Origin of the sequence: Acinetobacter sp. YH16032, from assembly GCF_013417345.1 — a bacterium.
Lineage (GTDB): Bacteria > Pseudomonadota > Gammaproteobacteria > Pseudomonadales > Moraxellaceae > Acinetobacter.
Genome location: NZ_VPEE01000007.1, coordinates 1 through 19,258 on the forward strand (window position 1 = coordinate 1; position 19,258 = coordinate 19,258).

General features: G+C 38.6%; 19 protein-coding genes and 2 pseudogenes. 14 read left to right on the forward strand and 7 right to left on the reverse strand.

The genetic code is table 11. The annotated features are described in order from the left end of the window. From FTV32_RS17445 to FTV32_RS06400, 5 genes and pseudogenes are all read left to right on the forward strand, one after another. The coding region (locus tag FTV32_RS17445) for a DUF2345 domain-containing protein (protein ID WP_257227601.1) at window positions 1-530 on the forward strand (530 nt) is incomplete at its 5' end. Next, window positions 530-1,654, forward strand: coding sequence for a DUF2515 family protein (locus FTV32_RS06390; protein ID WP_035270925.1), 1,125 nt, complete (start codon window positions 530-532; stop codon window positions 1,652-1,654). The genes FTV32_RS17445 and FTV32_RS06390, both read left to right, overlap by 1 nt. A 118-nt stretch (window positions 1,655-1,772) precedes the next feature. After that, entirely contained in the window at window positions 1,773-2,561 is a 789-nt protein-coding gene (locus FTV32_RS06395) for a hypothetical protein (RefSeq protein WP_227554596.1), read from the forward strand. A gap of 382 nt (window positions 2,562-2,943) precedes the next feature. Then, a pseudogene (locus FTV32_RS17450) lies at window positions 2,944-3,410 on the forward strand (hypothetical protein); the annotation flags it as partial. Next, window positions 3,391-4,255: pseudogene (locus tag FTV32_RS06400) on the forward strand (PoNe immunity protein domain-containing protein); the annotation flags it as partial. The pseudogenes FTV32_RS17450 and FTV32_RS06400, both read left to right, overlap by 20 nt. 289 nt (window positions 4,256-4,544) lie before the next feature. Here the strand turns inward: FTV32_RS06400 and FTV32_RS06405 are convergent. Then, complete coding sequence (locus FTV32_RS06405; protein ID WP_035264963.1) at window positions 4,545-6,257, reverse strand: electron transfer flavoprotein-ubiquinone oxidoreductase; 1,713 nt, start codon at window positions 6,255-6,257, stop codon at window positions 4,545-4,547. A gap of 183 nt (window positions 6,258-6,440) precedes the next feature. Here FTV32_RS06405 and FTV32_RS06410 point away from each other — a divergent pair, with 183 nt between their 5' ends. The 5 genes from FTV32_RS06410 (at window position 6,441) to FTV32_RS06430 (ending at window position 10,822) form a co-directional block, all read left to right on the forward strand. After that, entirely contained in the window at window positions 6,441-7,052 is a 612-nt protein-coding gene (locus FTV32_RS06410) for a DUF1285 domain-containing protein (protein WP_035264966.1), read from the forward strand. Window positions 7,053-7,101: 49 nt separating this feature from the next. Further along, window positions 7,102-7,986, forward strand: a complete 885-nt coding sequence (murI, locus tag FTV32_RS06415; RefSeq protein WP_035264968.1) for a glutamate racemase — start codon at window positions 7,102-7,104, stop codon at window positions 7,984-7,986. A 72-nt stretch (window positions 7,987-8,058) separates the two neighbouring features. Beyond that, on the forward strand, window positions 8,059-9,021 hold the full coding sequence (locus FTV32_RS06420) for a DUF4062 domain-containing protein (RefSeq protein ID WP_092768143.1): 963 nt from the start codon (window positions 8,059-8,061) through the stop codon (window positions 9,019-9,021). 125 nt (window positions 9,022-9,146) lie between these two features. Next, the gene (gene hemH, locus FTV32_RS06425; RefSeq protein ID WP_035264970.1) at window positions 9,147-10,163 is read left to right on the forward strand and encodes a ferrochelatase; all 1,017 of its coding nucleotides are present in this window, start codon (window positions 9,147-9,149) and stop codon (window positions 10,161-10,163) included. A gap of 14 nt (window positions 10,164-10,177) precedes the next feature. Next, window positions 10,178-10,822, forward strand: a complete 645-nt coding sequence (locus FTV32_RS06430) for an MBL fold metallo-hydrolase (protein ID WP_035264972.1) — start codon at window positions 10,178-10,180, stop codon at window positions 10,820-10,822. Between the two features lie 351 nt (window positions 10,823-11,173). Here the strand turns inward: FTV32_RS06430 and FTV32_RS06435 are convergent, their stop codons facing one another. After that, the gene (locus tag FTV32_RS06435; RefSeq protein WP_035264978.1) at window positions 11,174-11,353 is read right to left on the reverse strand and encodes a DNA gyrase inhibitor YacG; all 180 of its coding nucleotides are present in this window, start codon (window positions 11,351-11,353) and stop codon (window positions 11,174-11,176) included. Window positions 11,354-11,437: 84 nt separating this feature from the next. On the opposite strand from FTV32_RS06435, the gene FTV32_RS06440 reads away from it, so the two are divergent. Both FTV32_RS06440 and FTV32_RS06445 read left to right on the forward strand, forming a co-directional pair. Then, entirely contained in the window at window positions 11,438-12,103 is a 666-nt protein-coding gene (locus tag FTV32_RS06440; protein WP_171076740.1) for an SAM-dependent methyltransferase, read from the forward strand. Then, complete coding sequence (locus FTV32_RS06445) at window positions 12,100-13,326, forward strand: TIGR03862 family flavoprotein (RefSeq protein WP_180028246.1); 1,227 nt, start codon at window positions 12,100-12,102, stop codon at window positions 13,324-13,326. Before FTV32_RS06440 ends, FTV32_RS06445 begins: the two co-directional genes overlap by 4 nt. 24 nt (window positions 13,327-13,350) lie before the next feature. On the opposite strand, the gene FTV32_RS06450 is transcribed toward FTV32_RS06445, so the two are convergent. Continuing rightward, the gene (locus FTV32_RS06450) at window positions 13,351-13,683 is read right to left on the reverse strand and encodes a HopJ type III effector protein (RefSeq protein WP_035264987.1); all 333 of its coding nucleotides are present in this window, start codon (window positions 13,681-13,683) and stop codon (window positions 13,351-13,353) included. 119 nt (window positions 13,684-13,802) lie between these two features. On the opposite strand from FTV32_RS06450, the gene crcB reads away from it, so the two are divergent. Continuing rightward, entirely contained in the window at window positions 13,803-14,183 is a 381-nt protein-coding gene (gene crcB / locus FTV32_RS06455) for a fluoride efflux transporter CrcB (protein WP_035264990.1), read from the forward strand. A 73-nt stretch (window positions 14,184-14,256) separates the two neighbouring features. Here crcB and FTV32_RS06460 read toward each other — a convergent pair whose 3' ends face one another. The 4 genes from FTV32_RS06460 to FTV32_RS06475 form a co-directional block, all read right to left on the reverse strand. Next, window positions 14,257-14,508, reverse strand: a complete 252-nt coding sequence (locus tag FTV32_RS06460; protein WP_035264993.1) for a type B 50S ribosomal protein L31 — start codon at window positions 14,506-14,508, stop codon at window positions 14,257-14,259. Between the two features lie 78 nt (window positions 14,509-14,586). Then, window positions 14,587-15,879 carry an AarF/ABC1/UbiB kinase family protein gene (locus FTV32_RS06465; protein WP_035265232.1) on the reverse strand — a complete coding sequence of 431 codons (1,293 nt, stop codon included), beginning with the start codon at window positions 15,877-15,879 and terminating at the stop codon, window positions 14,587-14,589. Window positions 15,880-16,022: 143 nt separating this feature from the next. Next, the gene (locus FTV32_RS06470) at window positions 16,023-17,327 is read right to left on the reverse strand and encodes an MATE family efflux transporter (RefSeq protein ID WP_218947381.1); all 1,305 of its coding nucleotides are present in this window, start codon (window positions 17,325-17,327) and stop codon (window positions 16,023-16,025) included. A gap of 99 nt (window positions 17,328-17,426) precedes the next feature. Next, a complete protein-coding gene (locus tag FTV32_RS06475) occupies window positions 17,427-17,888 on the reverse strand; it encodes a DMT family transporter (protein ID WP_035264998.1) in 462 nt (153 codons plus the stop codon). 113 nt (window positions 17,889-18,001) lie between these two features. Here FTV32_RS06475 and hemW point away from each other — a divergent pair, with 113 nt between their 5' ends. Continuing rightward, window positions 18,002-19,156 carry a radical SAM family heme chaperone HemW gene (hemW, locus tag FTV32_RS06480; protein WP_035265001.1) on the forward strand — a complete coding sequence of 385 codons (1,155 nt, stop codon included), beginning with the start codon at window positions 18,002-18,004 and terminating at the stop codon, window positions 19,154-19,156. Window positions 19,157-19,258: the final 102 nt, after the last annotated feature.

Genomic DNA, 19,258 nt, shown 5'->3' on the forward strand with positions numbered 1-19,258 from the left:
GCAAAAAGATCAGTTTATTTGCAGCGCAAGAAGGGGCACGACTCTATGCAGGCAAAGGCAAGATCGAGATTCAAGCTCAAGGGGATGGTGCTGATCTGATTGCTAGAAAGGGTGTGCAGATTATTTCCACGGAGGCAAATGTCGACATCACGAGTGCGAAAGAAATCGTACTGACCGCAGGCGGTTCACAGCTAAAAATAAATGCTTCAGGGGTATTTCCTACGACTGCAAGTAAGTTTGAGGTTAAGGCAGGGCAGCATTTGTTTGTGGGGGGAGCAGACGTTGGATTTAATATGCAAGGACTACCTGCATATGAAATATATAATGAAAAATTCCAAATCCTTTTGCCGTCGGGTGAGCCTATGAAGTTTATTGACTATAAGGTTTCTACGAGTGATCAAGAATTTATTGCACAAGCGGATAATAAAGGTAAATCTAAACGTATTAATACCAAAGGCGAAGAAGGTTTAACATTGAGTTTAAACTGGATGACTTTAGAGGTAGTTGAGAGCGAAGGAGATGTGGAATAATGGGAGGTGATCTAGACTGGAAAAGTAATACCAATACGACTGAAAATAGTTGCAAAATAGCACAGTGTGATTGTTTGACTTTTTGGGAAGTATATCAGCAAGTAGCGATGCAGCGTCTTTCAAATTTAAAAGATGCTAAACAAAACTTATATAGACTTGAAGAAGGTTATGAAGCACGAGCAAGAAGAATAGCGGCAGCATACGCTAAAATTTTCTTAGAAAAAGAGATAAATGGTAATGTAAATTTAAAAGGTCGTTATTACTGGATGGGTTTGGGTGCATTTGCATCTAAAACAGTTGCTAATGTTTTTGATCATTGGGGAAGTCAGACTGGTTATTCTGCTCCTATTATTGTAAATACTATAAAAGAACCAATCGATCTTTTTGCATTAGGGAATTTGTGGCTATTTATGGATATTGCCCCTTGGCATTATGCTTGGAGTGCTTCATCAAAAACATTTGATAGTTGTAGAACCCAAAGAAATATTTCAAAATTTACTCATATAAAAAAAGAAGTCATGAATCTACCATGGTCAAGTTGTTTGCCAGAGATTAAATACTTAGGAAGTACAGAACAAATCAAAGATGCTTTTGCTTTGTTACCTCAAATAGAAAAAATCTTTTTGGGAGAAAGAACAGAAAAGGGAAAATACAATGCAGCTAAGAAATATTTATTTGATCACTTAATGTTTATTGCAGTTCAAGAGCAATTTAATATCTTGCAAACGGTTGTTTGGAATAAGGCTTCTGCGCAATGGGGAGCAGAGAAACAAAGAAGCTGGTATATGGGCTGGGCTATGCCAGATGCAACCTTAGTTTTATCAAGTGATTATGATGTGGATGAAGTTAAAGAGGGCTGGTTCTCTAGTAGTGATAAGGCTAAGCGAGCTAGCGAACTGCCTGAAGAAGTTTATATTTCACCTTTTAGTGATACAAAGGCGGAGAATTACGATAGTCGTATGATTTGGATTAAAAAAGCCGCTGAAAAATATCACCGTTTAATGTTGGATGATAAAGGGCGTGCCTTTTTACATCAGGAATTAAAAACAATAACGGGGTGGAGTCAGAGCAAAGCAAACTTTCTCTTTGGAATACATCCAAGTAGTAATGAAGGGAAAAAATAACGATTTTTTTAACAAAAGTTTCAATATGAAAAATTATCTGAGTTTAATTTTTGGATTTTCGATATGTTGCCTATTATTGGCTTGTACTCCAAATACGAAAAGTAAAGGAAATGAAATCATGCCACCACAAAGTGCTATTTTACATTTTGGACAGCAAGGATTAAAAGATTTTATTCAATATAGTAATGCGCCAATAGACCGCCAACCTGCGGGGATGAATTTTTTGTCACTAGATTGGAGACCGCCCAAACTGGGACAGGTTAAAATTGTAACTGAACAAAGTAACTTTGAAATTGATAATGTTATTAGTGTAATGGGGACGCAAATTGCACGAATGGGCAATGATGGTGTTTTGATTATGGATGTAACCGCTAGTTTACATGCTAATGAATATACGACTAGAGAAGATGCATATCAGGCTTATGTAAAACTTATGAAGCAAATGAGTGAGAAAAACTGGAAGCAGTATTTTTTACCTTATTCGGAACGTATAGATAAAAAAGATAATTTAAAATATATGAGTCAAAACATGGGAGAGGTTATTGACCCTAGCTATATTTTAAGTTTTAAAGAGTGGCAAGAAATGATGGATCTGACTAATGGCCATATGTATTTTAATTTATATAATAGTAATATTAATTTGGGGATATCTCTTTCTAAAACATATAAAGATGATAAAAAAGAACAGTATATGCTGAGATACAGTTTTGAGCATTTTAGATATACTGGTTTTAATGCTATTTCTAACTCAGATGAAATGACAGCAGAACAGTTAAAACAAGCCTTTCTAGATGAAAGGAGGGAAAATGAAAAAGATCGTAAATTTAAGGAACAAAAAATTAAACTGGAAGGCTATCATATTGATGGCAGCTATGTAGACCCTGATGTTTGGCAATATATGAGATAGGATATTTGGTCGGCTTTGTTTCACAAAGTTGTTTGTTAGGTTTAATTTAGCAATATAATTGTGAGACGAGTAAGCCCACACCTAAAATCTATTCGACATCCAACTGGCCTAATTACAATAAAAAGTTTTAATTAATCGTGGAAATATTTCGATTTGTTTCGATCTTCAGACTCAATGGTGCACAAAATTACTGCAGTAGTTCCGCTAAGAAAAAATGCAAACCTTGGAAAGATAAAACTGAGTTCCTAGAACGTAATGAGTTACTTCGAATAATTCACTGTTTAGGTTTAGGCAGAAACCTATGAAAATAATGGTTGGTTTATCATCGTCGCAGTTTGGTAGAAACCAAGATACATCGCATCAAATATAGATAAGCTGACAAAATGCACTGAGCCAGCGAACACTGATGATACCTAAAGCAGCCATGATGGTATTAAGAAAGGGTTAGATGTTTATATGGCATCAGACCAAGATGATAAGGTTAAGCGTTCAGTCGGTACAACGGTGAGTGATGGGGTGCAAATGTCACATTTATGGATTGCTAATAAGATAAAAAGCTCAAAATTATTGAGTTACATGAAGAAAAATTGATTTTACAAATAGAAGATTGGCGACGAGTTAAATTCAAACCATCCATAGAAAGAAAACTAGGTAAAACCTTCGCAATTCGATGCCCATATGATCAAAGTTTGGTTACTATTACTAGTGATAAATTCGATCATCATAAAATGTAAAGGCTTAAATAAACCTAAGTGTACACGGACAGTAACTGCACACGGTATTAAATTAGAATTTGTTTTACCAAAAGAGATGTTGGAGAGATTAAAGAATGTCAACACAAGTAGATGATCAAGAAATAGATTGGCAAAAATGGTTGAGTTTAGAAGTAAAAGATACAAGTTTATTTAGAGATAAGCTGCTTGAGCAAGAAATGTATCACAAGAGATTTGATACGTTTGTTAATGGTATATATACAGTTGTTGATGGATTTAGCGATTATAAAAATGATTCTAAATTTGGTGGATATATAGCATCTGGTCATCAAAGATTAAAAGATGCTCTGAACTTGATATCTTTACAATATTCAGCAGGTGGAGATTTAAATTATATAAAAGAACTTTATCCATATCTTCTTCATTGGGCAGAAGAATATGCTGAAACGAGTCATCTTTATAATTTAAGCCCTGATGCAGGTGGACGTTATGTCTGGCATATTTCCTTGGGAACTGAAGATTATTGGTATATTGCTTTACGATTGATATGCTTTGGTTTACTGACAGGGTATGCAGATCAAATGAGTCGAATTATGACGATTATCGACTACACAGAAGCAACACCTGAAGGACAAGAAAAAGATGGCTTAATCGAGCGATTGGTTGCTCCATTTGTAACAGATCGAGGCATACCACCGAATGATGCACGTCGACATTTGCCTTATCGCAAGCTCATTAAAGTTTTTGATGCTGCACCTGAAAAACGTCCAGCGATGATGTTGCAATACTTAGAAGATTGGTATGAAGCCAGTCGTCGTGAACCTTATCATGATCAACATCCACAACCTGATATTAGATCAGGTATCAGTTATTTTGGTTATTGGTCATGGGAAGCGGCAGCTGTTACATGGTTGTTAGATATTGATGATACAACTTATCGAGAGCATCAATTTTATCCGAAAGATTTAGTTGATTTTTCTAAAGCACAATCAGAAAAAGTATAAGCACAAGATTCGGTAGAAAAAATTAAAATCAAAGGTGGGGATAAATGTCCACAAACAGGTTATTGGACGACACCTGCTCATCCAAATCAACGTCTTCAATTTAATAAAGGTGAGATTTTACCAACGTTTTTAGAACAAGATTGGGGTCAAGTATATTGGTATTTTGATGGTGAAGAATAAAACTATATCGCTCAAGGGGAAACTTTCGTATTTATCGAAGTTTAATAAAAAACCCGCTTACGCGGGTTTTTTGATCTCAAACGAGATTACATATTCGGATAGTTCGGACCACCCGCACCCTCAGGTACAACCCAAGTAATGTTTTGTGATGGATCTTTAATATCACAAGTCTTACAGTGAACACAGTTCGCAGCATTAATTTGGAAACGCTTAGAACCATCATCATTTTCCATGATTTCGTATACACCAGCAGGGCAGTAGCGCTGAGCAGGCTCATCCCATTGAGGAAGGTTAACGTTTACTGGAATTGATGGATCAGTTAATTTTAAATGTGCTGGCTGGTTTTCTTCGTGTACTGTATTTGAAACAAACACTGAAGATAAACGGTCAAATGTAAGCTTACCATCTGGTTTTGGATAATTTGGTTTGAAGTTCACAACATCAACAGTTTTTAAAGCACTGTAGTCAGGTGTCAAATCACGTAAAGTGAACGGAACTTTAAATACATTTTGATCGATAAAGTTGAATGCACCACCGAAGAATGTACCAAACTTATGCATTGCAGGGCCAAAGTTACGAGCATTATATAACTCTTCTTTTAACCAACTGTTGTTAAATTTCTCTGTATATGACGTTAACTCTTTAGCAAAGAAATCTTCGCCTTCTGTCACACGAGCAATTGCAAGGTCGCCGCCTTTTTCTACACCAGCTTTAATTGCTTCAAATACAGCTTCACCACATAACATGCCTGATTTCATAGCAGTGTGTGAACCTTTAATTTTTGCAAAGTTCAAGAAGCCAGCATCATCACCAATTAAGCTTCCACCTGGGAAGGTGAATTTAGGAAGAGAGTTAAAACCACCTTTAACCACTGCACGTGCACCGTAAGAAATACGTTTACCGCCTTCCAATACATCTTTAATTAATGGATGTGTTTTCCAACGTTGCATTTCCATGAATGGATACATATGAGGGTTTTGGTAAGATAAGTCGACAATCATACCCAATGATACTTGGTTATTTTCAGCGTGATATAACCACCAACCACCAGATGAACCAGTTTCAGTTAAAGGCCAACCCGCACCATGCATGACTTTACCTGGTTTGTGCTTCGCTGGATCGATTTCCCAAAGTTCTTTAATACCGATACCGTAATGTTGAGGATCAGCGTCTTTATCTAAGCCGAATTGAGCGATTAGGCGTTTACCTAAATGACCACGGCAGCCTTCAGCGAATAACGTGTATTTCGCATGGAGCTCATAGCCTGGGGTAAAGTTATGTGTTGGCTCACCATCTTTACCAATACCCATATCACCTGTTTGGATACCTTTTACAGTACCATCAGCATGATACAGAATTTCCGCTGCTGCGAAGCCCGGGAAAATGGATACTTCAAGCTCTTCAGCTTTTTGTCCTAACCAGCGTACAACGTTACCCAGAGAGATGACATAGTTGCCGTCGTTGTGCATTGTTTTAGGCACAAAAGCATGAGGCATTTTTTGAGATTTTTGATCTGAAAGAAGGAAGTATGTTTCATCTTCTGTAACAGGTACGTTTAAAGGCGCACCTTCTTCTTTCCAATTTGGGAACAATTCATTAATAGCGCGTGGTTCAAGCACAGCACCAGAAAGAATATGCGCACCTACTTCAGAGCCTTTTTCAACGACACATACAGATAAATCGTTGAGGTTGTTTTCAATTGCAAGTTGACGGATTTTGATCGCAGCTGAAAGACCCGCAGGGCCCGCTCCAACGATTACAACGTCAAACTCCATCGATTCACGTTCGATGTGTTCCATAAAGGACTCCTCATAAAGTAAAGGGTGGCAACCGATAATTCCGACGGTGCTGCCATGAGTGTTCTTAGTTGCAGGTACAATTTTGCTCTCGTACCTTTTATATATTTTGCGCTAGTATAGGTTCAAACCTTGATCAAGCCAATTGGCTGAGTCGCTTTATTTTCCGTCAGCAGGGCATAAACCATGGTAAAACAAAATGATTCTATAACAGCACAGCCTGATTCACTTGTACCTGATGATAAAAACTTAATCAATATCGTACAATATCTAAAAGATGCACAGTCAAGTCACAAAAGGTCAATCCCACCTCTTGAACAATGGAACCCAAAGCATTGTGGCTCAATGGATTTGAAAGTAAAAGCGAATGGTGAATGGTGGCACGAAGGTCAATTGATTAAAAGACAAAGCCTCATTGACCTATTCTCGACAGTACTGTGGAAAGAAGACAACAAATTTTACTTAAAAACACCCGTTGAGCAAATCGAAATTGAAGTCGAAGATGAACCTTTATTGGTCAATCAGGTAGATCAAGTCGAGATTCAAGGGCTTTCTTATCTACAGCTAACAACGACCACTCAAGATCTCATTATTGTGGATCAAGATCATCCAATCTTTATGCGTGATTTTCAAGGAGAGATGCGTCCTTATGTGCATGTGCGTTTCGGCATCAACGCATTGATACAACGATCAACTTTTTTTCATTTAGTTGAAATGGGGGAGTTGAGCGAAAATGAGCAAGGTGAATCAGTTTTGAATTTAAAAAGTGGTAATCTGCTATTGCAATTAGGGACTTGAGGTTTAAGCTTAGCCCATTCATTTAAGCATTATAAAAGTAGTCGTTGAGATGTCTGCAATTTTACCCCAACCGAGCTCTAATGAGCCTATGCCTCATGCACTTGAACATGCCCCTATTGGGATTTTCGACTCGGGTATTGGTGGTTTATCAGTTGCATTGGAAATAGCAAAATATTTACCCAATGAGCATATCCTTTACTATGCAGATACAGCTCATGTCCCTTATGGTCCGCGCGAAGATCAAGATATTCGTCAGCTCACAGCACATGCAATTGAGTGGTTGTATCGTCAAGGATGTAAAGTTGCGGTTGTTGCGTGTAATACGGCATCAGCTTTTAGTCTGGATTACTTAAGGACACATTATGGTGAGCGATTTCCGATCATTGGGTTGGTTCCTGCGTTAAAACCTGCAGTGTTACAGACACAGTCTAAAGTGGTGGCTGTATTGGCGACTCCAGCGACTTTTAGAGGCCAGTTAATCAAGGATGTAATGCAGAATTTTGCAGATCCTTTAGGTGTTAAAGTTCATCAAGTCACCAGTTTGGATTTGGTTCCTTTCGTGGAAGCAGGGCAACAAAATTCGCAAGCCTGTATTGCAACATTACAACGGATACTTGATCCCGTCATGCAAGATCAAGCCGATTATTTGGTGTTGGGTTGTACGCATTATCCATTTTTAAAATCTGCAATTGAGCATCTTTATGCAGAGCGACTGACTTTGGTTGATTCTGGATTTGCTGTTGCACGCCAAACAGCAAGAGTCCTTATCAAAAATAAATTCAATGCAACTCAACCATATGACAAATCAGTGCAGTTGCGTTGTGTCGTCAGTGGCGGAAATGCGCTTGAACTTCAGCCTGTACTTCAAAATATGATCGGGCATGAAATACTATGGTCAATTGAAAATTTAACTGATACATTCGAAGAAGAATGATCAATATCAAGCTATATATTTTAAGCCTTATGAGTAAGGCATTTTTACCTAGATGCAGGATTGGATTAAGGCATGCTAGATAAGCGTTACCAAGTGTTTATTACAACTTCTGGTAAAGAGATGCAGCCAGAGCGTATGGTTGTGTCTCAAACGCTGATCGGTATGGGTTTTTTTTCATGGGGTTTAGAACAAAGAACACCTGTAACAACCGCTTTTGCACGCCGTCAAATTGATGATTGTGATTATGTACTTCTGCTTTTAGGAAGCCAGTATGGCGAGCAATCTGTCTCTGGTATTAGTTACATGCACTTGGAATATATCTATGCAGTGACTAAGCAAAAGCCCATTATTGTATTTATGCATGAACAGCCAGAATCGCGTGAGGAGCATTTACGAGAGCGTGAAGCGGATCTTCAACAGCGCTTTCAAAATTTCCGGCAACAGATCATTCAAGAAGTTGATCAGGTCGTATTTTTTAAAAGTGCTCGTGAATTAGAGCTTGCACTCAGGTCTCATATGCCTCAAATGCTTGAGCGTTACCCAGTTTTGGGTTGGGTAAGACCACAAAGCATTCAAGCAAAACAAGATGAGATTGATCGATTAAGAGCTCAGTTGGCACAAGCAAAAATGGAACAAGCCAAATCTGAAATCGATCCTTTTCTATCTTTGCCTAGAATAGAGTGGGATGATCAATTCAGTTTTGATTATCGTATGCATGCCTATGTTGATAGTCATTTTAAAGAAATTATTTGTATACGTTCCATGCGATGGCATGAAATTTATGCTGTTCTTGAGTCTCAATTTTCCCAAGCAACACCAGAAGATTTTTATTCTAAAGTGTTGAATCAGTATTTGACTGATACGGGGCTGGTCGATGCTCAATTGCAACTTCCTAAGGCACATATGGTATCTAGAGCACAGATTAATGTACGTGCATTGCATACCATCAAGCAACAAATGCGTAATAATGAATGGATCGTTCCTGTAGGACGAGATGATCGTCAGCGGATGTTATGGAAATGCATGAATAAATAGATCAAGTTCATATGATAGTTTTTCTCTTTCATTCACATTTTAAAAAGCAATCATAAAATCACGCCGAATTTACTTAGACTCTGATAAAGTATTTCTTAATTAAACAGTGAATTGATGTGGATCAGATGTCTGAGTTAAAGCCGAAAATCACCGTAATTATTGCCAACTTGGGAACACCAGATGCCCCTACAGTGCCTGCGGTACGAACTTTTCTAAAACAGTTTTTATCTGATCAGCGTGTGATTGAGATTCCATCGTTTTTGTGGAAAATTATCTTACATTGTTTTGTTTTACCATTTCGACCAAAGCATGTTTCTGAAGCATATGCGCAGGTGTGGAATGGAGATTCCCCTATGCGTGAAATTCTGTTGAAGCAAACAGATTTAATCCGTCAAAAAGTTATTCAAGATTATCCAGATTTTGATGTTCAGGTCGTTCCTGCGATGACTTATGGTCATCCTAGTATTCATGAGGTTCTAAAAAAACTTACTCAGACACCGCAAGATCACGTCATTTTATTTCCACTTTTTCCTCAATATTCAGCGACATCTACAGCACCTTTGTATGATGCATTGGCGAAATGGGTTTTAACGCAGAGAAATTTACCTGGCTTAAGTTTAATACGCGATTATTATCAACATCCAAAATTTATTCAGGCTTTGGCAAAGAGTGTTCAGGTTTTTCAGGCGCAACACGGTAAAGCGGAAAAATTATTAATGTCTTTCCATGGGATTCCTCAGCCTTATGCAGATAAAGGTGATCCATATGCCGACCGTTGTAGGGTTACAGCGAAAAAAGTCGCAGAGGCTCTGGGATTACGTGACGATGAATGGGCTATCAGCTTCCAATCACGATTCGGTAAACAAGAGTGGGTCAAGCCATATACAGATGCGTTGCTGACTGAGTGGGGACAACAAGGAGTTCAATCTGTCCATGTTCTCAGCCCTGCTTTTTCAGCAGATTGCTTAGAGACTTTAGAAGAGTTGGCTGTGGAAAATGCCGAAACCTTTAAAACAGCGGGCGGGAAAGACTATGCCTATATTCCAGCGTTAAACACTGATGCAGCACATATTGATTTGTTGGTCGATTTAGTAGAAGCTCAACTGGATGCACTCAAGATTACCCTCCAACATTCTGCGTAAATTTAAAGGTTCCTATGCTTCAAGTTAAAATTATTCCTGTGACAGCATTTCAGCAAAATTGTTCATTGGTTTGGGATCAAGAGACCAAAGAAGCTGTGTTAATTGATGCAGGTGGTGAGCCTGAAAAAATTATGCAAGTTGTGCAAGAGTTAGACTTAACAGTGAAGGAGCTATGGTTAACTCATGGTCATCTTGATCATGCTGGTGCGGTCGGAGCATTGGCGAGAGAGTGGGGTATTCCAGTAATTGGTCCTCATAAAGAAGATGCATTTTGGTTAGATATGATTCAGGAAGTTTCAGCACGATATGGGTTTCCGATACCTGAACCTGTTGTGGTTGATCAGTGGCTTGAAGGTGGTGAAACTTTAAAACTAGGGGATGAGTCCTTTGAGGTTCGATTCGCTCCTGGTCATACGCCTGGCCACGTCATGTTCTATAATGCTAACTATGGCTTGTTATGGACTGGCGATGTTCTTTTCAAGGGTTCAATTGGTCGAACAGATTTTCCCAAGGGAAATCATCAACAGTTGCTGAATTCGATTGAGAGAGAATGTTTTAGTTTGCCAGATGAAACACAGTTTATTTCAGGGCATGGTCCAATCAGTACCATTGGCTATGAGAAAAAGTTTAACCCGTTTGTGGCAGGTAAAGCTGGTTAATTAAAAACGAAAAAAGTGATCTCGATTGATGTCATTCAATTCCCAAAAGAGAAGGGCAGCGGCTAACACAAATAGTGCAGAGATTAAAATCAAGACGAAATCATGTTGATAAATGCCTAGACCTGCAAAAAGGAGGCCTAGGCAAGATAAAATTATACTGAGTGTGAATGTGAATTTATAAAGTCTCATGTATTTATGAAAGTAGAATTGTTGTTTTAATGTGATTATCATCACAATATCACAACATAAACTTAAATAAAATCACATTTATTGAGTTTTCTTAAAAAAGCTAATTTTTTTGTTTGTGTAAATATAATTGAATTATTCTTTTAATATTGAGCAAAGTTGGCATTATTCATGATATTCCCCTTGATCAGCTTGAGGAGAATCCTGTGTCGGAAGGCGATATTCATCATTTGCCCAAGCCCCTAAATCGATAAGTTTGCATCGTTCAGAACAAAATGGACGAAATTCATTACCAGTCCATTGACTAGGCTGTCCACAGCGTGGGCACGGAAATGTTTTTGGCATAAATGAATCCTAGTAAAATAAAACAGCTAAAATAGGCAAAAGCATCTAGAGTTGCTAGACTTGTCGCGTTTTCATAAGTTTGATCTGATTATGCCGATTCGTCAATTTCAAGCACAGCGTATGCATGCGCCACGCGACTTTCAACCGATTCTAGCTGAACCACTATGTGTTGAGATTGGGGCGGGTAAAGGTAAACATGCTTTATTGTTTACGCAACAAAATCCGCAAAGACAACTAATCGCGATTGAACGAACTAGAGAAAAATTTCTAGCGATGCAAAAACAGCATCAACTAGAGGGACAAACCAATTTGCGACCTGTACATGCAGATGCAATCCCTTGGATCGTACATGCGCTATTTCCACAGCAAGTTGAAGATTTTTTTATTTTATATCCGAATCCTGAACCTCATAATCAAGCGCAACGTTGGTTGAATATGCCTTTTTTTGAATTTTTACTGTCTCGATTGCAACCGAATGGTACGATCACTTTAGCCAGCAATATTCCTGAATATATTGACGAGGCAGAGCAACAACTGCTTAATGTTTGGAACCTTTCTTATGTTAAAGAAAGAATCCCTTCAACTTCGGCAAGAACGCATTTTGAAGTAAAGTATCTAGAGCGTGGTGAATTATGCCAGCAGTTGATTATTCAAAAACCTGAAGCGTACCAAACTCGCTTCGATCACTTTATGCCTCTGCAAGGGCAAATGCCGATCTCTTCTGAAAATCAACAAACGAATAATCTATGAATTTGGAATATTCAAAGCGAATCGCAATCGTAGGCGCAGGTCCAGCAGGTTTAATGGCTGCTGAAGTTTTATCTGCTCATCCTGCATTTGAAGTTCATATTTTTGAACAAAAGCCTTCAGCTGCACGTAAATTTTTGATGGCAGGTAAAACAGGTTTAAATATTTCTCATGCCGAACCTATCGATCAATTTATTGGTCGTTATGATCATGCCGAATGGCTTGCACCTTGGGTAAAAAAATGGGATGCGCGTTGGATTCGAAATTGGATGAAAAACCTTGGGATTGAATCCTATGTTGGAAGCTCTGGTCGTATATTTCCCAATGAAATGAAAGCAGCTCCATTACTGCGTGCTTGGTTAAAAAGTTTAGTAGATACCAAGGTCAATTTTCATTATCGGCATCAAATTACCGCGCTTAATCAAAATGAACTGACAGTTTTTGATACTCAATCCAATTCAATACGAACTGAACAATTTGATGCGATTGTATTGGCGTGTGGCGCTGTGTCATGGGCGCAGTTGGGTAGTGATGGGGCTTGGCAGTCATGGTTGGCTAAAGAAGAGTTAAAAGCGTTTTCCCCGAGTAATGCTGGTGTAGTCAGAGCTTGGTCTTCGTATATGGAACCTATATTTGGCTCGCCACTCAAACGAGTTGAAGCTTGGGTGGATCATCAGCCCAAAGCTAAGGGGGATATCGTGATCACCCATTATGGTTTGGAGAGTGGGTTGGTCTATAAGCATGGTCGGGCACTTCGAACACAATTGCAATATCAAGATTCCATGGTTTTAAATTTAGATTTACTGCCAGAATTATCTGAGCATGAAATCATCTCTAAACTTAAGAATGCTAAGAAACAAAGCATGAATAATATTTGGCGAAAATTGGGATTAGACACTGCAAAGTCAAATTTATTACGTGAATTGACCCCAAAGTATGATTGGGCGATTGCAGAGAAAATGGCTCAGCATATTAAACATTTATCTATCAAACTAGATGGTTTTAGACCCATTGAAGAAGCCATTAGCTGCGCAGGTGGTGTACGGGAAATTGCCTTGACTAAACAGTTACAGTTGAAAAGTAATCCAATTGTTTTCTGCTGTGGAGAGATGTTGGATTGGGATGCCCCGACAGGTGGTTATTTACTTACAGCATGTTTTGCAACAGGTCGAGCAGCAGGATTAGGTGTAATTGAATACCTAAATAAAACTGTTGAAAAAGACTAGCCAAGCGCTAGTCTTTATTTATGATTATTTCGCAGTGAGTGCATTTCCTTCAAATTTAATGCCATCCCATCCATGAATCATGAATTGACGGATATTTTGATGATCTGATGCTTCAGGTGTCGCCAGAACAGAAGCGTAGTGTTCTGCAAAAAGCTGTAATGTTTGTTCTTGAGAAAGACCATTTAATTTGGCAAAGGAAAAAACTTTAGCACTCCCTTGATTTTCATTACTGGCATTATATTGTTGACCATTACTAAATGCGGTTGGCGTATGTGTATAACCTGCTTCAATAAATGAAATTACGTCGGCAAATTTTGCTTCGCCATTTTTTAATTGTTCCAATAATGCTTGAGCCATAATTGAGTCCTTACACGTTTAAATTTGCTACATCTTAACGAAAAAACGCGTGAATCCAAGACAATAATTCGTTACTTTTTAAGGTAAAAATATGATCAATACACGAGAACGGACATAATATGAGTTGGTTATGGGTATCATGTGGTGGAGCGATTGGTGCAACACTTCGATATATGACCAGTATGTGGTTCATGCAAAATGCAGATCAATTTCCATGGGCAACTTGGATTGTGAATATCTTGGGCTGTGTTCTAGCAGGGGGATTTTTTGCATTCAGTTTACAATATCCTGTATTACAACATGAGGCTCGCCTATTTTTTATGGTTGGCATATTAGGTGGTTTTACCACATTCTCAAGTTTTGGCTTGGAAACTTTTCAATTGATAAAATCTGGGCAATACAATTTGGCACTGATGTATGTTGTGAGTAGTATCATGATTGGACTCTTGGGATTGGTTTTGAGTTTTTTCTTTACTCAATTTTATTTAACCCATAAATAACGATAAGAATAAAAAAAAGCCTAAATTGGAGGAGTAAATTTAGGCTTTAAAATAGTGAGAGTCGAAAATTTTATTATTTACGTTTAAAGCGACCGAAACGCTTATTGAAACTTGCCACACGTCCTTCATTATTAGCTTGACGGACTTCACCAGTATAGAAAGGGTGCGAAGCACTTGAAATATCTAGCGTGACATAGGGGTAAGTTTTCCCTTGATATTCTTTTGTTTGCTTTGACTGAATCGTACTACCGATGATGAAATACTGATCTGCGTTGGTATCATGAAATAGTACTTCATGGTATTCAGGATGAATATTGGGACGCATGAAAACACTCCGAATTATTTATATAATGTTATAATATAACATAACAATAATGAGGATTGTAAGGTCTTGTTAGTTTTTTCAAATCGGAACGAGCGTTTCAAACAAATCATTGAGATTGTCATCGACCTTTAAGTTAATCAGATTCCAATAGTGTCCAGAAATCGTACGATTGACCATTAATGTGTCTGGAGAGGGCTTAAATGTATCCCAATACTTAAGTGATTTTTTCACTAAAATGACGCCATCATGATGAGATGAGTTTTCAGCAAAATTGTATTGAGTGGTAAGGGGTCTGAGCAACACTTCTAACCATTGTTTATAAAGTTCCTCAGGGAATTTTCCTGTTTCAGCAAGAGCATCCAACGCGAATAGATGTTGTTCAATCTCTTGGATATTTTCAGCACGACCAGCGCGAACTAATTTTTTAAATCGATCCACCAGTTCAGCAGATAAGGTTTTAACACCACCAAAATCATAGATGATGACACTACCATCTGAGCGGAAAGCAAAATTGCCAGGATGCGGATCACAATGAAAACGTTTTAGATAGAAAATCTGATGACCAAGAGCTTGAATTAGTCGACGACCAATTTCGTTGCGTGTATCAAGCGGCCAAGTGCTTGCGGTTTCAATATTGTCACCTGCTTCCAAGCTCAAGGTAAGAACTCGTCTGCTGGAATAATCTTTGAACACTTGTGGGATAATAATTTTAGAATCCAATGCTTGATGGAAGGTTCTAAATACCTCTAAATTCTGCGCTTCAATTTCATAGTTGAGCTCTTCGTGTAAGCTGTCTTGAATTTCTGCAAATAATCGATCTTGTAATTTTTTATCGACTTTTAGTACACCCATCAAACGTAAGGCCAAGCGAACTTGTTTTAGATCGCTTTCGCATGCTTCATCTACGCCTGGGTACTGTACTTTTACAACGACTTCTTGGCCATTTTTTAAGGTGGCTTTATGAACTTGCCCAATCGAAGCTGCTGCAAAAGGTTGTTCATCAAATGTTTTAAAAACATCTAACAGTGGCTTACCAAGTTCTTTTTCTACTTGTTGCTTGATTTGTTGGAAGGGCATCGCAGGGGCTTGACGTTGTAATTTAGCAATAGCCTTCGCGACTTCAGGCGGGAAAATATCTTTGTATTGTGATGCAATTTGACCAACTTTCATTACAGCACCTTTCATTTCCCCAAGGGTATCTGCAATTTGAACACCAATGTCTTGAAATAGCTTACTGCGTGCTTCGTTTTTTTTATCATCATCTGCATTAAAGGTGCGGATAGAGTTGGACACGGTTTTAGTAGCAATACTTGCAGTCATACCTGCGAGTTTCATGAAACGACGGCCGGGAGAGCTCGCTTTGTTTGCCATGAGTTGAGAACCTCGATTCATTATTTTCATCTTCTGATTTGATCATAGGCGACAAATCAAAAGATGCATATTTGAAATTGTTAATGAGTTGTAAGTAAATGATTGGCTAAAAAAATAAATCCCGAGCATCCGGGATTTATTGTTCATGATGATTGACTACGCTCAAGTCGCTGATTATTCGTATATAAACGTCCGAGTAAGAGTACACAGGCAATACTTAACCCCACGATCAATCCAATCCATACACCCGCAGGACCAATGTTGGTAAATCTAGAGAGATATACGCCTACAGGGAATGCAATCACCCAATAGGAAAGCATAGTAATCCACATAGGACCCTTCGTATCTTGCATGCCTCGTAGACATCCTGCAGCACTGATTTGCCAAGCGTCCATCAGTTGGTAAGCAACAGCGAATAGCACCAAGTAAACCGCAATTTGAGTCACCAATACATCAGAGGTGTACAACGCGACAATTTGATGGCGGAAGACCCACAATAAAATCATGGTCATCAATGCGAGTACAGTGCCTGTTGCTAAACCCAACCATTGGACTTTACGCATAGATCGGTAATCCTTTTCGCCATAATATGTTCCCACTCGGATGGTAAGTGCGATCGCCAGAGACATCGGGATCATAAATAATTGTGACGTAATGGAGATGGCAATTTGATGCGCTGCAACCGTAATTTCACCCAATGGACTCAATACAATTGCAGCGGTACTGAAAATACTGACCTCAAAGAAGATAGCCAAACCAATTGGGAAACCTAAAGCAAGGATGCGTTTTAACCAGTAGCGATCAATTTTTTCAAAATGACTAAAGGGTTGGGTTTTTTGATATGCCTGATTATTCAAGATATACAATGCCAACGTGATCAGCATCAGCCACTGTAGAATTGCCGTTGCAAATCCACATCCAGCACTTCCTAATGCAGGAATTGGACCTAAACCATACATAAACACAAAATTAAGCGGAATAAGTACGACTAAGGCCATTAAACTGATCACAGTCACTGGGCGTGGATTACCAATCGCCTCAGAGTATCCTCGTAGTGCAGCAAACATGGTGACTGCTGGCATACCGAATCCAATCGCATGTAAGAATAGGCCAGCTTTAGGGTGAAGTGACTCTGGAACGCCAAGAAGAGGAAGCGTATAGGGGAGAATCTGTAAGACTAGACCAGCAATAATCCCGAGAACTAAAGCAACCCATAATGCTTGTCGTGTAATAGTGGCAATTTTCTCTGGAGTCCTCGCACCGTTTGCTTCAGCAACCAACGGCGTTGTTGCAATCATAATACCGCTAAATAGCAACATGACAGGAATCCAAAGACCTACCCCGACAGCAATTGCCGCTAAGTCTAATGCAGATAAATGTCCTGCCATAATAGTATCAATCAGTCCTAATCCTGCTTGCGAAAATTGCGTAATCAAGATTGGGATCATGAGATGAAATAGTTTTTTTAATTCATAACTGATGTTGGAAGTTGCAGTCACATTAGACACAAAAATTACTCATCGTTTTTATGTGCTTAGAATGAAGGTTTAGCGTTGTAAAGTGAGAAGCACACCTATAAAAATCACCACGCCACCCAAAATGCGCTGCCAATTAATGGCAATTTTTTCTGTACCTAAAATTCCAAAATGGTCGACTATCATGGACATAACAATCTGTCCAAATATAATTAATGCCGATAAGGTTAAGAAACCTAATTTAGGTGCGGAATAAATACTAATACTGATGGCATAAACACCTAAAAAACCGCCAAGCCAAAGATGCCAAGGAATTTGTACAATTTCGCTCAATTGTGGTTTTTCAGTCTGTTGAAAAAAAACCAGTATTGCGAGAACTATTGTACCAATCAAAAATGATAAAAGTGCAGCTTGTAATGGAGAATATAAATATTCACGTAATTGTGTGTTAATCGCAGTTTGGAAGGTCATTGCGATTCCGATCCCCAGCGCTAAAGGGATAAAGAATAAAAATTGGCTCGCGACTTTAAACATAAATGCACCCACGTCCTTGTTTTATATTGAGTGTAAAGTAAAAAACTGAATCAGTTCTGAGCGTTATGGTGTAGTCATGTTAAAATAATTTTTTTAAGTTTTGAGCTGTACGTTTGGCTACTTTGAATCCACAAGATATTCCATTGTCACTTTATATTCATATGCCGTGGTGTGTGCGTAAATGTCCATATTGCGACTTTAATTCGCATGCAGTACCCAATGGGGCATTGTCCATGGCGTTGGAGAAAGAATATCTACAAGCATTGGTTGAGGATTTCAAAACACAGATAAATTTTGCTCAGGGTCGTCAAATTCATAGCGTGTTCATAGGTGGAGGTACTCCTTCTCTCATTTCTGCTCAAGGGTATCAATGGCTATTTGCTCAGCTAAGCGCTTTGATTCCGTTTGAGGATGATTGTGAAATTACCTTAGAAGCCAACCCGGGAACGGTAGAACATGATCCATTTGCAGATTATTTAAAGGCGGGGATCAATCGGTTGTCTTTAGGTGTCCAAAGTTTTAACTCGAATCATCTTCAAAAACTGGGGCGTATTCATTCCAACCAAGATGCAATTTCAGCAATTGGTTTGGCGAAATATGCAGGCTTTAAGCGAATTAATGTCGATTTAATGCACGGCTTACCTGAACAAACGCTTGAACAAGCATTACTTGACCTAAAACTTGCCGTGGAGCACGGTGCTACACATATCTCGTGGTATCAGTTAACTATTGAGCCCAATACCGTATTTTTTCGAACTCAACCTATATTGCCTGTCGATGATGTATTAGAAGAAATTCAGGTACAGGGTGAGGCCTATTTAATCGAAAATGATTTTACTAACTACGAAGTATCGGCTTGGCGTAAAGAAAAACCCTCAGCACATAATTTAAATTATTGGCAATTTGGCGATTACTTAGCGATTGGTGCTGGTGCGCATGCTAAAGTGACGCTAAGTGATGGTGTATATCGTTACCAAAAAACACGATTACCGAAAGATTATCTAGCGAAAGTCCCTGCAGAGCATTTGCAGTTTAAGAAAATTGAAGCTGATGAAATGCCATTCGAATTTATGATGAATGCACTGCGACTTAATCAAGGTGTACCAACCTCATATTATGAAGCTCGTACAGGTTTATCTTTGAAATCAATCCAAGTTCAAATTCAGTCATTGATTGACAGAAAATTAATGGTAGATGATCCAAACCGTTTGTCATGCACTGCTCAAGGACATTTATATTTGAACTCATTGCTTGAGGAGTTTCTGTAAGTTCTATAGTTAAACTCCAATGTAATTTTTAACAGCGAAACTGTTAAATCCATACTTATTTCGCTCCTTTGCTGTGACAATAATGATGAGTTTTTTAATGGT